General features: G+C 56.3%; 12 protein-coding genes. 5 read left to right on the top strand and 7 right to left on the bottom strand.

What is annotated here, in order from left to right; translation table 11 throughout:
• Nucleotides 1–5 precede the first annotated feature (5 nt).
• A complete protein-coding gene (locus LMS44_RS08535; RefSeq protein ID WP_007114671.1) occupies nucleotides 6–1,043 on the bottom strand; it encodes a rod shape-determining protein in 1,038 nt (345 codons plus the stop codon).
• 229 nt (nucleotides 1,044–1,272) lie between these two features.
• On the opposite strand from LMS44_RS08535, the gene gatC reads away from it, so the two are divergent.
• The 3 genes from gatC (at nucleotide 1,273) to gatB (ending at nucleotide 4,559) form a co-directional block, all read left to right on the top strand.
• The gene (gene gatC, locus LMS44_RS08530; RefSeq protein WP_022523948.1) at nucleotides 1,273–1,560 is read left to right on the top strand and encodes an Asp-tRNA(Asn)/Glu-tRNA(Gln) amidotransferase subunit GatC; all 288 of its coding nucleotides are present in this window, start codon (nucleotides 1,273–1,275) and stop codon (nucleotides 1,558–1,560) included.
• 84 nt (nucleotides 1,561–1,644) lie between these two features.
• Nucleotides 1,645–3,105 carry an Asp-tRNA(Asn)/Glu-tRNA(Gln) amidotransferase subunit GatA gene (gene gatA, locus LMS44_RS08525; RefSeq protein ID WP_039859774.1) on the top strand — a complete coding sequence of 487 codons (1,461 nt, stop codon included), beginning with the start codon at nucleotides 1,645–1,647 and terminating at the stop codon, nucleotides 3,103–3,105.
• Nucleotides 3,105–4,559 carry an Asp-tRNA(Asn)/Glu-tRNA(Gln) amidotransferase subunit GatB gene (gene gatB / locus LMS44_RS08520; RefSeq protein WP_009287767.1) on the top strand — a complete coding sequence of 485 codons (1,455 nt, stop codon included), beginning with the start codon at nucleotides 3,105–3,107 and terminating at the stop codon, nucleotides 4,557–4,559. The genes gatA and gatB overlap by 1 nt, the downstream gene beginning before the upstream one ends.
• Before the next feature lie 51 nt (nucleotides 4,560–4,610).
• On the opposite strand, the gene sixA is transcribed toward gatB, so the two are convergent.
• The 4 genes from sixA to LMS44_RS08500 all read right to left on the bottom strand — a co-directional run bounded on the left by sixA (nucleotide 4,611) and on the right by LMS44_RS08500 (nucleotide 8,765).
• On the bottom strand, nucleotides 4,611–5,093 hold the full coding sequence (gene sixA, locus LMS44_RS08515) for a phosphohistidine phosphatase SixA (RefSeq protein WP_141441284.1): 483 nt from the start codon (nucleotides 5,091–5,093) through the stop codon (nucleotides 4,611–4,613).
• Nucleotides 5,086–6,216, bottom strand: a complete 1,131-nt coding sequence (locus LMS44_RS08510) for an NAD(P)H-dependent glycerol-3-phosphate dehydrogenase (protein WP_159176623.1) — start codon at nucleotides 6,214–6,216, stop codon at nucleotides 5,086–5,088. Before LMS44_RS08510 ends, sixA begins: the two co-directional genes overlap by 8 nt.
• 129 nt (nucleotides 6,217–6,345) lie before the next feature.
• The gene (htpG, locus tag LMS44_RS08505; RefSeq protein WP_022523953.1) at nucleotides 6,346–8,280 is read right to left on the bottom strand and encodes a molecular chaperone HtpG; all 1,935 of its coding nucleotides are present in this window, start codon (nucleotides 8,278–8,280) and stop codon (nucleotides 6,346–6,348) included.
• Between the two features lie 152 nt (nucleotides 8,281–8,432).
• Nucleotides 8,433–8,765 (bottom strand): YkvA family protein, encoded by a 333-nt coding sequence (locus LMS44_RS08500; protein WP_022523954.1) that lies wholly within the window; start codon nucleotides 8,763–8,765, stop codon nucleotides 8,433–8,435.
• A 139-nt stretch (nucleotides 8,766–8,904) separates the two neighbouring features.
• Here LMS44_RS08500 and LMS44_RS08495 point away from each other — a divergent pair, with 139 nt between their 5' ends.
• On the top strand, nucleotides 8,905–10,854 hold the full coding sequence (locus LMS44_RS08495) for a transglycosylase SLT domain-containing protein (RefSeq protein ID WP_138800066.1): 1,950 nt from the start codon (nucleotides 8,905–8,907) through the stop codon (nucleotides 10,852–10,854).
• Nucleotides 10,855–10,889: 35 nt separating this feature from the next.
• Here the strand turns inward: LMS44_RS08495 and LMS44_RS08490 are convergent, their stop codons facing one another.
• Complete coding sequence (locus tag LMS44_RS08490; RefSeq protein ID WP_159176622.1) at nucleotides 10,890–11,546, bottom strand: LysE family translocator; 657 nt, start codon at nucleotides 11,544–11,546, stop codon at nucleotides 10,890–10,892.
• Nucleotides 11,547–11,679: 133 nt separating this feature from the next.
• Between LMS44_RS08490 and LMS44_RS08485 the strand changes: the two genes are divergently transcribed.
• Nucleotides 11,680–11,883: a cold-shock protein gene (locus tag LMS44_RS08485; protein WP_007114660.1), complete on the top strand. Its 204-nt coding sequence runs from the start codon at nucleotides 11,680–11,682 to the stop codon at nucleotides 11,881–11,883.
• Nucleotides 11,884–11,941: 58 nt separating this feature from the next.
• Here the strand turns inward: LMS44_RS08485 and LMS44_RS08480 are convergent, their stop codons facing one another.
• Nucleotides 11,942–12,787, bottom strand: a complete 846-nt coding sequence (locus LMS44_RS08480; RefSeq protein ID WP_278369462.1) for a hypothetical protein — start codon at nucleotides 12,785–12,787, stop codon at nucleotides 11,942–11,944.
• Between the last annotated feature and the right edge of the window lies 1 nt (nucleotide 12,788).

Raw genomic sequence — 12,788 nt, 5'->3', positions numbered from 1 at the left:
TGCGATTAGTCGCTCGACAGCAACTCAAAGGTGTGCTGATCAATCATCTCCAGCGCCTTACCACCGCCGCGAGCAACGCAGGTCAACGGGTCTTCGGCAACAATTACTGGCAACCCTGTCTCTTCAGCGATCAGCTTGTCCAGGTCGCGCAACAGCGCCCCACCGCCCGTTAGCACCAAGCCTCGCTCAGCGATGTCGGATGCCAACTCAGGCGGTGACTGCTCAAGGGCGCTCTTAATTGCGGCCACGATAGAACCCAGGGTTTCTTGCAATGCTTCCAGGGTTTCGTGGGAATTGAGCGTGAAGCTGCGTGGAATGCCTTCGGCCAGATTACGACCGCGCACGTCAATTTCGCGCAGTTCGCCACCGGGGTAGGCGCAACCAATCTCTTCCTTGATGCGCTCGGCTGTCGCTTCGCCTATCAGGCTGCCGTAGTGACGACGTACATAGGCGGTAATGGCCTCATCAAAGCGGTCGCCGCCCACCCGAATCGATTCGGAGTAGACCACGCCGTTGAGTGAAATAATCGCGATTTCAGTGGTACCACCACCGATATCCACCACCATCGACCCCTGCGCTTCATCAACCGGAAGGCCAGCGCCAATTGCCGCCGCCATGGGTTCTTCGATCAAGAACACCTCGCGGGCACCTGCCCCTTCGGCAGACTCACGAATCGCCCGACGTTCTACTTGTGTTGACATGCAAGGAACGCATACCAGAACGCGTGGACTGGGGGTTAAGAAGGTGCTTTGGTGAACTTTACGGATAAAGTGCTGAAGCATCTGCTCGGTGACGGTGAAGTCGGCAATAACGCCATCTTTCATCGGCCGAATCGCGGTAATATTGCCGGGCGTACGCCCCAGCATTCGCTTGGCATCAGTACCAACTGCCGCGACGCTGCGCATATTGCCAGACTGGCGGATAGCAACCACGGACGGCTCATCGAGCACGATACCGCGACCGCGAACATAAATCAGTGTGTTGGCCGTACCCAAGTCGATCGATAGATCGCTGGAAAACAGCCCCCTCAAACGTTTAAACATGGATGTTGTTACCTAGTGCAGACCGGGAACCCTGTGCGGATGCAAACGGTATCACCGCAACCCCCTGGCAGCAAGCACGAGTCGCGCCTAACACTGCCCGTTAAGGCCAAGATGTGGTACCTTTTGCGGCTATTTTCCACGTCTGCAACACAAGACGTTTTTTTGATATCGGTATGTATACCGCTTAAAGCCGATTATGTTCCATCACGTTTATGAGGAAATATCGATCATGGCGCTTGAAGAATCTCATGTGCGCCGGGCCGCTCACTTGGCCCGACTCGCTGTCAGCGATGACCAAGCCAGCGGCTTTGTAGACGACCTAAGCCGGATTCTGGACATGGTCGACCAGCTACAAAGCCTCGATACTGAAGGCGTTACGCCGCTCGCCCATCCGCTAGATGCGACCCAGCGACTGCGCGCCGATGAAGTGACGGAAACCAACCAGCGCGACACGTTTCAGCGCTGTGCTCCGGCAGTGGAAAATGGCCTGTATCTCGTGCCCCGCGTCGTTGAATAAGTACGCTGAGTAACAACGCACGAATATTTAATCAAGCCACCACTATTGCCTCTTTTTTTCTCCCCTGAACGGAGCTTCTGGGTCATGTACGAGAAAACCTTAACGCAACTCGCCGCCGCGCTAAAAAGCGGTGAGTTCTCAAGCCGCGAGCTGACCGCTCACTATTTGCAGCGTATCGAACAGGCTGACGGCAAGCTGAATAGTTTTATCAGCGTGACCGCCGAGCAAGCGCTGAAACAGGCTGAAGTAGCCGACAACGCCCGAGCGGCGGGCAACGCCGGGCCGCTGGCAGGCATTCCCCTAGCGCTCAAAGATATTTTTTGCACCCAGGGCGTGAAAACCAGCTGCGGTTCAAAAATGCTGGATAATTTTATCGCCCCCTACAACGCCACAGTGGTTGAAAAGCTCAACGCGGCGGGCACGATCAGCCTGGGCAAAACCAATATGGACGAGTTCGCCATGGGCTCCTCCAACGAAAACAGCTACTACGGCCCGGTCAAAAATCCCTGGGATCTGACAGCGGTGCCCGGCGGCAGCTCCGGCGGCAGCGCAGCAGCAGTCGCGGCTGGTTTGGTGCCCGCCGCCATGGGTACCGACACCGGCGGCTCGATTCGCCAGCCCGCGGCATTTTGTGGCATCACCGGTTTAAAGCCCACCTATGGTCGTGTGTCGCGCTTCGGCATTATTGCCTACGCCTCAAGCCTTGATCAGGCTGGCCCCATGGCGCGCAGCGCCGAAGATTGCGCCCACCTACTGGGTGTTATTGCGGGCCATGACGGCCGCGATTCCACCAGCGTTGCCCGCGGCGTACCCGACTATGTGGAAGGCCTCAATGCCCCCCTTTCGGGCCTCAAGATCGGGCTTCCCAAAGAGTATTTCGGCGATGGTTTAGACCCTGATGTCGAAAAAGCCGTCCGTGAGGCGGTAAAAGTTTACGAATCCCTAGGCGCGACGGTTCGTGAGGTCAGCCTACCGCATACCCACTATGCGATTCCGGCCTACTACGTGATCGCCCCCGCGGAAGCCTCTTCCAACCTGTCCCGCTACGACGGTGTGCGTTTTGGTCACCGCTGCGACAATCCCAGCGATTTGATCGATCTCTACACACGTTCGCGGGCTGAAGGCTTCGGCGAAGAAGTTAAACGACGCATCCTGATCGGCACTCACACGCTCTCTGAAGGCTTCTTTGACGCCTACTACACCAAAGCCCAGCAGGTGCGCCGTTTGATCCGTCAGGACTTCCTGGACGCCTTTGAAGACGTCGACGTGCTGATGGGCCCCGCCTCGCCTACCCCCGCGTTTGACCTGGGTGCCAAAAAAGATCCGGTGTCGATGTACCTGCAGGATATCTACACTATCGCGGTGAACCTAGCGGGCATTCCCGGCATCAGCGTGCCGGCGGGTTTGGCCGGTGGCCGCCCCGTTGGTCTCCAGATTCTGGGCACCCACTTTGCCGAAGCGCAGCTGCTTAACGTCGCTCACCAGTTTCAGCAAGCGACCGACTGGCACTTACAACGTCCTGCCTTTGCCGAGGAGTACGCCTAATGCAATGGGAAACCGTGATTGGGCTTGAAGTCCACGTTCAGCTCGCAACGCGTTCAAAAATCTTTTCCGGTGCCTCAACGGCGTTTGGCGCCGAGCCAAACACCCAGGCCTGCGCGGTGGATTTAGGCCTACCTGGCGTGCTGCCAGTGCTCAATGAGCAGGCCGTGGCCATGGCCGTGCAGTTTGGCCTGGCGGTGCATGCGGATATCGCCGAAGTCTCGGTGTTTGACCGTAAAAATTACTTCTACCCCGACCTGCCCAAGGGTTATCAAACCAGCCAGATGTACCATCCCATCGTCGGCCCTGGCGATGTTGAGATTACGCTGGAAGATGGCAGCACCAAGCGTATCCGCATTCACCATGCCCACCTTGAGGAAGATGCCGGTAAATCGCTGCATGAAGATTTTCACGGCATGACCGGTATCGACTTGAACCGTGCTGGCACGCCGCTACTGGAGATCGTCTCCGAGCCGGATATGCGTAGCGCCAAAGAGGCCGCGGCGTATCTCAAAGCGATTCACTCGATCGTTACTTACCTGGGCATTTCCGACGGCAATATGGCGGAAGGCTCCATGCGTTGCGACGTTAACGTCTCGGTACGCCCCAAAGGTCAGGAAGCCTTTGGCACCCGCGCTGAGATTAAAAACGTTAACTCTTTCCGTTTTGTCGAGCGCGCCATTGCCTTTGAGGTTGAGCGACAAATTGAGCTGATCGAAGATGGCGGCAGCGTGGTTCAAGAAACCCGCTTGTTTGACCCAGACCGTGATGAAACCCGCAGCATGCGTACCAAGGAGGAGGCCAACGACTACCGTTACTTCCCCTGCCCTGACCTGCTGCCGGTGGTGCTTGACCAAGCTTATCTTGACCACCTGCGTGGCCAGTTGCCCGAGCTGCCAGCAGATAAGCGTGAGCGCTTCCAGAACGAGCTGGGTCTGTCTGCTTATGACGCCAATGTCATCTCCGCCAGTCGCGATATGGCCGAATTCTTTGAAGCGGTGCATAGCGAGTGCGGCGATGCCAAGCAGGCAGCTAACTGGGTACAGGGTGAACTTTCCGGGGCACTTAACCGCGAAAACCTGAGCATTGCCAATAGCCCGATCTCAGCGCGCCAGCTAGGCGAGCTGATCAGCCGCGTACTGGATGACACCATTAACGGCAAAGCCGCTAAAGAGGTTTTTCAGGCGCTGTGGAACGGTCAGGGTGAGTCCGCCGATGAGGTGATTGACGCAAAAGGCCTCAAGCAGGTGACCGACACCGGCGCCATTGAAGCAATGATCGACCAAGTGATTGCCGACAGCCCCGCTCAGGTCGCCCAGTACTGCGACTCGGAGCCGGAAAAACGCGGTAAAATGATCGGCTACTTTGTTGGTCAGGTGATGAAGGCGTCACGCGGCACCGCCAACCCACAGCAGGTGAACGGCTTGCTAAAAGAGAAGCTCGACGCGCTGCTGTAAAACCTAAAAACGGCTGCCTAGGCAGCCGTTTTTTAATGACACACATTTGAACTAGGCCAACTGGCTGGGCTGGGTAAATCGCTTCAACTGCGCACAGCCTGCCGCCCATACGTCGGCCTCAAGCTCGGCGATGGCGGCGGTAGGGAAGCCAAGCCCCTGAGCAGGGCTGCCCTCTACTAACAGCCCCGCCAGCTCGCCTACCAGCGGCATATGGCTGACCAGCATGATCGGCGCACCTTCAGGCTGCTCAAGCAACCAGTCGCTTACTGCATGAGGCGAGTCATCCGGAGTGATAAAATCCAGCGTTTCCAGCGAGGCTCCCAGCGCATCACATAGCGTTTGCGCGGTTTGCTGCGCGCGAGAATAGGGGCTGGCATAAATTTGCGGCATAAACAGCTCCCCATCAGCCACGCGCTCAGTCAGCCAGCGGGCCATTTTTTTGACCTCCTGCTCACCATGAGGCGTTAATCGACGCGCTTGGTCGGGATACCCCGGTGCGGCCTCAGCGTGGCGCATAATCAACACATCAGGCATTCCTGCCTCCATTGCCCTTAGAAACCTGGTTCTTAGAAGCGTGGTTGTGAGGAGCTTGGTCTCGATGGGCCTGCTGTACGGCTTCACGGGGCAGAATAAACTCTACATCGCTACTCTGCTCACCCATCATAAGGGTGCGCGCCATCTCCTGGGCGGGCACGCCGTCAAACAGCACATGATTGAGACCTTCCGCCAGCGGCATATAAACACCCATTTCACTCGCTTTAGCGCATACCAGCTTAACGGTATTCACCCCTTCTGCGACCTGGCCAAGGGCATCAACCGCCTCTTCCAACGTGCGCCCTTCGCCCATGGCGTAGCCAACACGGTAATTGCGCGATAGGTTAGACGAGCAGGTAACGATCAAATCCCCCACCCCCGCCAGTCCTAAAAAGGTCATCGGGTTAGCACCCTGGGCGACGGCAAAGCGGCTCATTTCGGCTAAGGCGCGAGTCATCAGCATACTGCGGGTGTTTTCGCCCATGCCCAGCGCCGCCGCCATACCGGCGGCAATCGCATAAATATTTTTCAGTGCACCACCCAGTTCAACACCATGACGGTCATCGCTAGCGTACACACGAAAGTAACGGCAACCCAATACTTGCTGTACGCGGGTGCGGGTAAGCGGGTCAGCGCTGGCAATCACGGTAGCAGTTAACTGCTTATCGGCAATTTCAGAGGCCAGATTTGGGCCCGCAATCACGCCAATGTGACTAAAGCCCGTTTCCTGCTCGAGTACTTGGCTCATCAACAGAAAGCCTTCTTGCTCGATCCCCTTGGTGGTACTGACCAGTATCTGCTCGGGCCTCAACCACGCTTTCGCCGCCTGCACAACGCTGCGAAAGGCCTTTGATGGAATAGCGATGAGTACTAGCTCCGCGTCGGCCAGCACGGCTTGAAGGTCGGTTGAGGCCTCCACGGCCGGATTCATTGCATAGTGGGGCAGATAACGACCGTTACGGTGCTCTTGGTTGATTTGTGTGACCAGCGTTTCGTCACGCATCCACTGACGAACGCGGGCACCATTATCGGCGGCAATGCTCGCTAGCGCCGTACCAAAACTACCGCCTCCCAGCACCGCTACGTTGGTTGTCACTGGGACATTGGTTTGCTGCTCAGCCATGACGATATCCTGATCGTTAGTCTCTTACATTTACTGGGTACTTTAGCATCTTCACCCATAGCATCTTCACTAACAGATGCGGCCCGCTTGGAAATCCAAGCGGGCCGCATGTCTGACGTTATTGGCTCATTAAGCCGTCAAGACGCTATTCAGACGTTTCACGTAGGCAGCCGGGTCATCCAGATGGCCGCCCTCTGCAATAATTGCCTGATCGAGCAGGATGTGGGCTAACTGTCCAAATTGATCGCCTTCAGCCCCTTCCAAACGCGCTACCAGCGCGTGGCTAGGGTTAAGCTCAAGAATCGGCTTCACCTCGGGCAGCGGCTGACCGGCGGCTTCCATAATGCGGCGCATCTGGTAGCCCATTTCATGCTCGGGTAGCACGACGCAGGCCGGTGAATCGGTAAGGCGGTGAGTCACTTTTACCTCTTGAACACCATCGCCCAGCGCTTCTTTTACGCGCTTCACCAGTTCCTCTTTGGCTTTAGCGGTCTCCTCCTGAGCTTTTTTCTCTGCTTCGTCTTCCACATCGCCAAGATCAAGCTCGCCCTTGGCCACATCAGCAAAGGTTTTACCGTCGAATTCAGTCAGATGGCTCATCAACCAGTCATCGATACGGTCAGACAACAGCAGAACTTCGATGCCTTTTTTGCGGAAGATCTCGAGGTGAGGGCTGTTTTTCGCCGCATTGAAGCTATCAGCTACGACGTAATAAATCTTCTGCTGCCCCTCTTTCATGCGCTCGACATAGTCCGCCAGCCCGTGCTCCTGGGCAGCCGTATCGGTATGGGTTGAGGCAAAGCGCAGCAGGCCAGCAATTTTTTCCCGATTAGAGGGGTCTTCGCCCGGCCCTTCTTTCAACACGCTACCAAAGGTATTCCAGAACGTCTGGTACTGCTCTTTATCTTTGGCCAGCTTCTTCAACATATCCAAACCGCGCTTAGTAAGCGCCGATTTGATCTTATCAACATTGGGATCCTGCTGGAGCAGCTCACGGGATACGTTTAGCGACAGCTCGCGGGTATCCAGTACGCCTTTGATAAAGCGCAGGTAGAGCGGCAGGAACTGTTCGGCGTCGTCCATAATAAAGACACGCTGAACGTAGAGCTTAACGCCCCGGGCACCGTCGCGCTCAAACAGGTCAAAAGGTGCCCGCCCCGGTACATAGAGCAGGCTAGTGTATTCGAGCTTGCCTTCGACCTTGTTGTGGCTCCAGGTCAGGGGGTCAGAGAAATCGTGGGCAACGTGCTTGTAGAACGCCTTGTACTCATCGTCGGAAACCTCGCTCTTGGGACGCGACCACAGCGCCGTCGCCTCGTTAACGGTTTCCCAGGTAGTCACTTCACTACCCTCGATAGGATTGCCCTCGTCGTCCTTCGCCGTTTCTGTTTTCGGCATGCGCACGGGGACTTCGATATGATCCGAGTACTTACGAACCAAGCCCTGCAGCCGATAGTCGTCAGCAAACTCTTTGGCGTCCTCTTTCAGATGCAGAGTGATTTCTGTGCCGTGCTGAGCACGCTCAATATCGGCAACGGTAAATTCACCTTCCCCTTTCGAGCGCCACTCAACGCCTTCTGAAGCGTCTGTACCCGCCTTGCGGGTGCGCACCGAAATTTCATCAGCGACGATAAAACCCGAGTAGAAACCAACGCCGAACTGACCGATTAGCTTGGCGTCTTTCTGCTGCTCACCAGAGAGCTGCTTGAGAAACTCAGCGGTACCGGAACGCGCAATGGTACCCAAGTTGGCGATCACGTCTTCCCGGTTCATGCCAACGCCATTATCACGTAGGGTGATAGTGTTGGCATCGCGGTCGTGTTCGATTTCAATGCGTAGTTCGCTGTCGCCTTCGTAGAGCGCATCGTTATCGAGAGCCGCGTAACGTAGCTTATCGCAGGCGTCGGCGGCGTTTGAGATAAGCTCGCGTAAGAAAATCTCCCGGTTAGAGTACAGGGAGTGAATCATCAAATTCAGCAGTTGCTTAACTTCCGTTTGAAAGCCTAGCGTTTCTTCGTGGTTAGCCGATTTATCAGTCGCTTGTTCGTGGGTAGCTGTAGTCATGCGCTTAGCCCTTATCAATCACGTTGAGTCGCATCCCTCTGCGTGTACATGCAATGGGATAAAATGGTTTCGTGGAGTAGATATGGGGATAGGCAGCGATTTTTCAAGCAACCTTGATCAAGAAGCCACTGGGGGGTAGCAAGCCGCTGGGGTCAAGAAGGCGTCATATCGGGATCGGTATATTTCCAGGCTCGATAGCCTTCCAGGCGCTGATCGATACGATTGAGCAGCCAGCCGACAATCAGCACGTCATCCACCACGCCGATTAGCATCAGAAAATCGGGTATCAGATCGAACGGCAGTACCAAATAACCCAGCGCTAATGCCATCATGCCGAATGCCGACCAGGGAATAGGCCGAAAATCGCCACGCATGACGTCTCGCGTCATGGGGATAAACAGTTTTAAAGCACGCACTATACGTTTTGTCGCCCAAACGCGTGATTTGAGTCGACGCAGCAACGACCAAGTGGATAATGGGGCCATAGGTAATTAAATCCTTTTAGTATCTGGGCTGTCAGATCATGACGGCTAATATTCGTTCAGTATAGCGGTTGCACCGCAAACTGCGTGGGCTGCTCCCGAGCCCCGATTAAGTGACACCGATTTACAGAGAGAGAGCACCATGTTGGTTTCGCCATTTCGCCATACCGCCCGCGTGCTGTGTACAGCACTACTGGCGGGATTACCTGCATTTTCGTGGGCCGCATCCGATAGTGAGTTACGCGATGCCCTCGCTGCTGCCCGCGAGCAGCAGTGGGCACGGGTCGATGAGCGCTCAATTGAAGACCACCCGCTGCGTGGCTATGTGGAGTACCACCGCTTAAGGGGGCAATTGCCTAACGTGGCTCCTGAAAGGGTGCATCAATTTATCGACCAGCACGCAGACTCTCCTCTAGCAGGGTGGCTGCGTGGTCAAGCGATCGCAAAGTATGGCCATGCGGGCCGCTATAGCGACCTGCTGGCAGTGGCCGATGGCGAGCCTGCGGGCACGGTTCGCCAGTGCTACTACTACACGGCGCTGCTGGATGAGCAGCCTCAGCAGGCGAGCGAAGCGGGGTTGGCTTTATGGCGCGTAGGCAGCTCGCAGCCTAATGCTTGCGACCCGCTATTTGCACGCCTGCGGGCCAATGGCACTATTGATGCCACAGCTATTTGGGAGCGTAAAATGCTCGCCTGGCAGGCGGGAGAAACACGCCTGTCGAGCTATCTTGGTGGGCTATTAAGCAGCCAGTGGCAAACCGCTCTAGAGACGGTGGATAGTGTCACCGCGCGCAGCAGCGCCATTACCCAGGCGCCCAGTTGCCTAGGCCCCGAGTGTGCCGCCACGGCAAGCTTCTACCGGGCCGCCATGCAGCGTTACACCCGTGAAGATACGCCTGCAGCCTTTGCCGCCTGGCAGACGCTCTCGTCGCGTTTAAACCTGCTGCCCAGTGACCGTCAAGCTATTGAAGAAGAACTGGCTTTTTACGCCCTGGTGCGCAATGTACCGGGCACGCTAAGCTGGGTTGACAGCGTGCTACCGGGCCTGGAAAGCGAGCGCGTATTAGAGCTGCGTGTCCGCAATGCGCTGGCTAGCCGGGATTGGAACGGAGTGCTCTACTGGATTGCCGAAATGCCCGCTATCCAGCAGGAGAATAGCCGTTGGCAGTATTGGCTGGGCCGCGCCAATGAGCAGCTTGGCAACCAGGCGGCCGCCGAAGCACGCTACCAACAGGCTGCGCAGGATCGCAGTTTTTACGGCTTTGCAGCAGCAGAAAAGCTCGGCCAACCCTATCAACTGAATCTTGAACGCAATCATTTTGACGAAGCGTCGCGTCAACGTATTGCCCAACTACCCGCCGTTCAGCGCACCGAGGCCTTGCTACGCATTGGTGAGGATGGTCTCGCCAACAGTGAGTGGCTGCACGCGGTGCAGAGCGGTTCGCCGCAACAGGCACGAGCGCTAGCCGACTATGCCGCTCAACAGCAGTGGCATGCGCGCCTGGTGCAAACCACCATTGCCGCTGAAATGTGGGACGCCTTGGATTGGCGCTTCCCCCAGGCCTACCACGATAGCTTTCAACATTGGGGCCGTCTCACCGGCGTGGATCCATACCTATTGATGGCCATTACCCGACGTGAAAGCGCTTACAACCCTAACGCCCTTTCACCCGCAGGGGCGCGTGGATTAATGCAGCTAATGCCCGGCACCGCCAGCCAAGTCAGTCGCGAATTGGGCATTAGCGATCCTGGCCCCTACGGCGTTCTCGACCCAGAGCTTAATATACGCCTGGGCAGCACCTACCTGCGCGACAAGCTGCAACGCTACCAGGGCAATCGACTGGCCGCCGCAGCGGCTTATAATGCGGGCCCTGGCCGCGTCGATCAGTGGCTGGGCGATGGCGTAGAGGCCTTTGATCTCTTTGTAGAGAGCATCCCCTTCCGCGAAACCCGCGACTACGTGCAGGCGGTGCTTAGCTATCGGGTGATTTTTGAAAGCCTCGCTAACGGTGGCAGTAGCGAAGGCGTTTCACTGCTTAGCGATAACGAGCAGCAGGTACGCTACGACCGAGCCCTGCTCGCCCGCCGCTAAGCCCTTCTCTACCTACCACATTACCAGCGTCCGGTTTATACCGGGCGCTGTGTTAATGCCAGCCGAATACCAAACACCACCAATACACTGCCCGTAGCGGCATTAAGCGCTTGCGCAAAACGTGCGTTAGCCAACCATTTGCCGGCACTTCCCACCATCATGACCACGCTGATTTGCCAAATATTGGCGATGATAAAGTGCACTCCCGCCAGCCATAGCGACTTCAGTAGCGCAGGATCGCCAGGAGCAATGAACTGAGGCAAAAAGGCCATGTAGAACACCACGGTTTTGGGGTTCAACACATTGGACAAAAAACCCTCTTTGACCGGCTGCCAGCGCGAAACGGCAGGCACACCTTCTAGCACACCATTAACCGGCAGTGGCTGGCCTTTCCGCGCTGCTAACAAGCTGGTAATACCCAGCCAAATTAGGTAGCCCGCCCCCACCAGCTTCAGCATATGAAACGCCCAGGCCGACTGGAGCAGGATCAACGAAATGCCCAATGCAGAAATCGTGGCATGCACAAACAGGCCGCAGCAGATAGCTAAACTCGTGGTGACCCCATCGCGGATGCCTCCGCGGGCCGTATTGCGTATCACCAGCAACGTATCAACACCGGGGCTTATCGTCAGCAACGTGATCGCTACCAAAAAGGAAATAAACTGCGCATCAATAAAACCTAACTGCATCATTTGTGCTTGCTCGCAACCAAATAAAAAATCTTAGGAATGTCGCTGGACGACAGCCGTGTTTACATCTAGAGTAATTGTAGCGGGTGGACAATAGAGTTGCCCGTGATTACTAAGCACGTTAAGGAAATAGAAAATGGCAACTGGCACTGTTAAGTGGTTCAACGACACTAAAGGCTTCGGCTTCATCTCTCCTGATGACGGCGGAGACGATCTGTTCGCCCACTTCTCCGAAATTCAAGCTGAAGGCTTCAAGACCCTGCAAGACGGTCAAAAAGTCAGCTTTGAAGTGACTCAGGGTAAAAAAGGCCTTCAGGCTTCCAACATCCGCCCAGCTTAATTGCTAACGGATGGACAAAGGCCCGCAAACGCGGGCCTTTTTTATTGCCTAACGACCATCACTCAAGCGATCCTCCCTCACTCCGCGACTCTCCATTAGCACCGGTTTCCTGGCTATCTTCAGCGCTATCGACATCACGATTATCAGAATCACCGCTATCGGAGTCATTGCTATCAAGCTCGCCTGACGGCTCGACCACAGCACCACTCTCCGCCTCACGATTCTCCAACTCTTGGAATTGTTCCTCAAGCCGCTGCTGCGCTTCTTCAAAGCGACGTTCGGTGTCTTCAATCAAGGCGTCAACATCGGTTACATCACTGTCATCCTGCAAGGGTGTGCGCTCGGGCAGACTGCTTTCGGTGTCCCAGCTAGGCGGTACATCCTCGTTCTCCATCGGCTCCAAGGTCGGCGCCTGCTGCTCTACCTCCTGAAACTGCTCTTCCAAACGCTGCTCGGCCTCTTCAAAACGGCGTTCAGTTTCGGCAATGATGTCATCTACATCGGAACGTGTAGCTTCACCCGGCATAGCGCTCTCTTCATCGAGCACCTCTTCAGGATCCGCCGCCAGGGTGTCTTCACCAGCCTCAACCTCTTCACCGCCAGCCGTCGCACTGCCACTAGCCTGAGTGTCGCTATCCTCGCGCAGCGCTTCCGCTCGCTCAAGCTCCTCAGCAGCTTGGCGCTCCTCAATATCATCCTCTACTTCTTCAGGACTGGACATCTCAGTCGCGTTTTCAGCCGTGGCCGACGCTTCTTCGCCCGCCCCCTCATCGCGAGCCGTTTCTTCATCCGTCACCGCAGCATTATCATCGGGTGTCACGGTGGGATCTTCCTGGGAGTCACCGCAGGCACTCAGCAAAAGTGCCACGGCGGCGAGCGCGGGTATCCACACGCGATTTGCCATT

The sequence above is a fragment of the Halomonas profundus genome, assembly GCF_020865425.1.
Lineage (GTDB): Bacteria > Pseudomonadota > Gammaproteobacteria > Pseudomonadales > Halomonadaceae > Vreelandella > Vreelandella titanicae.
This window is presented reverse-complemented; position numbering and strand designations above follow the sequence as displayed.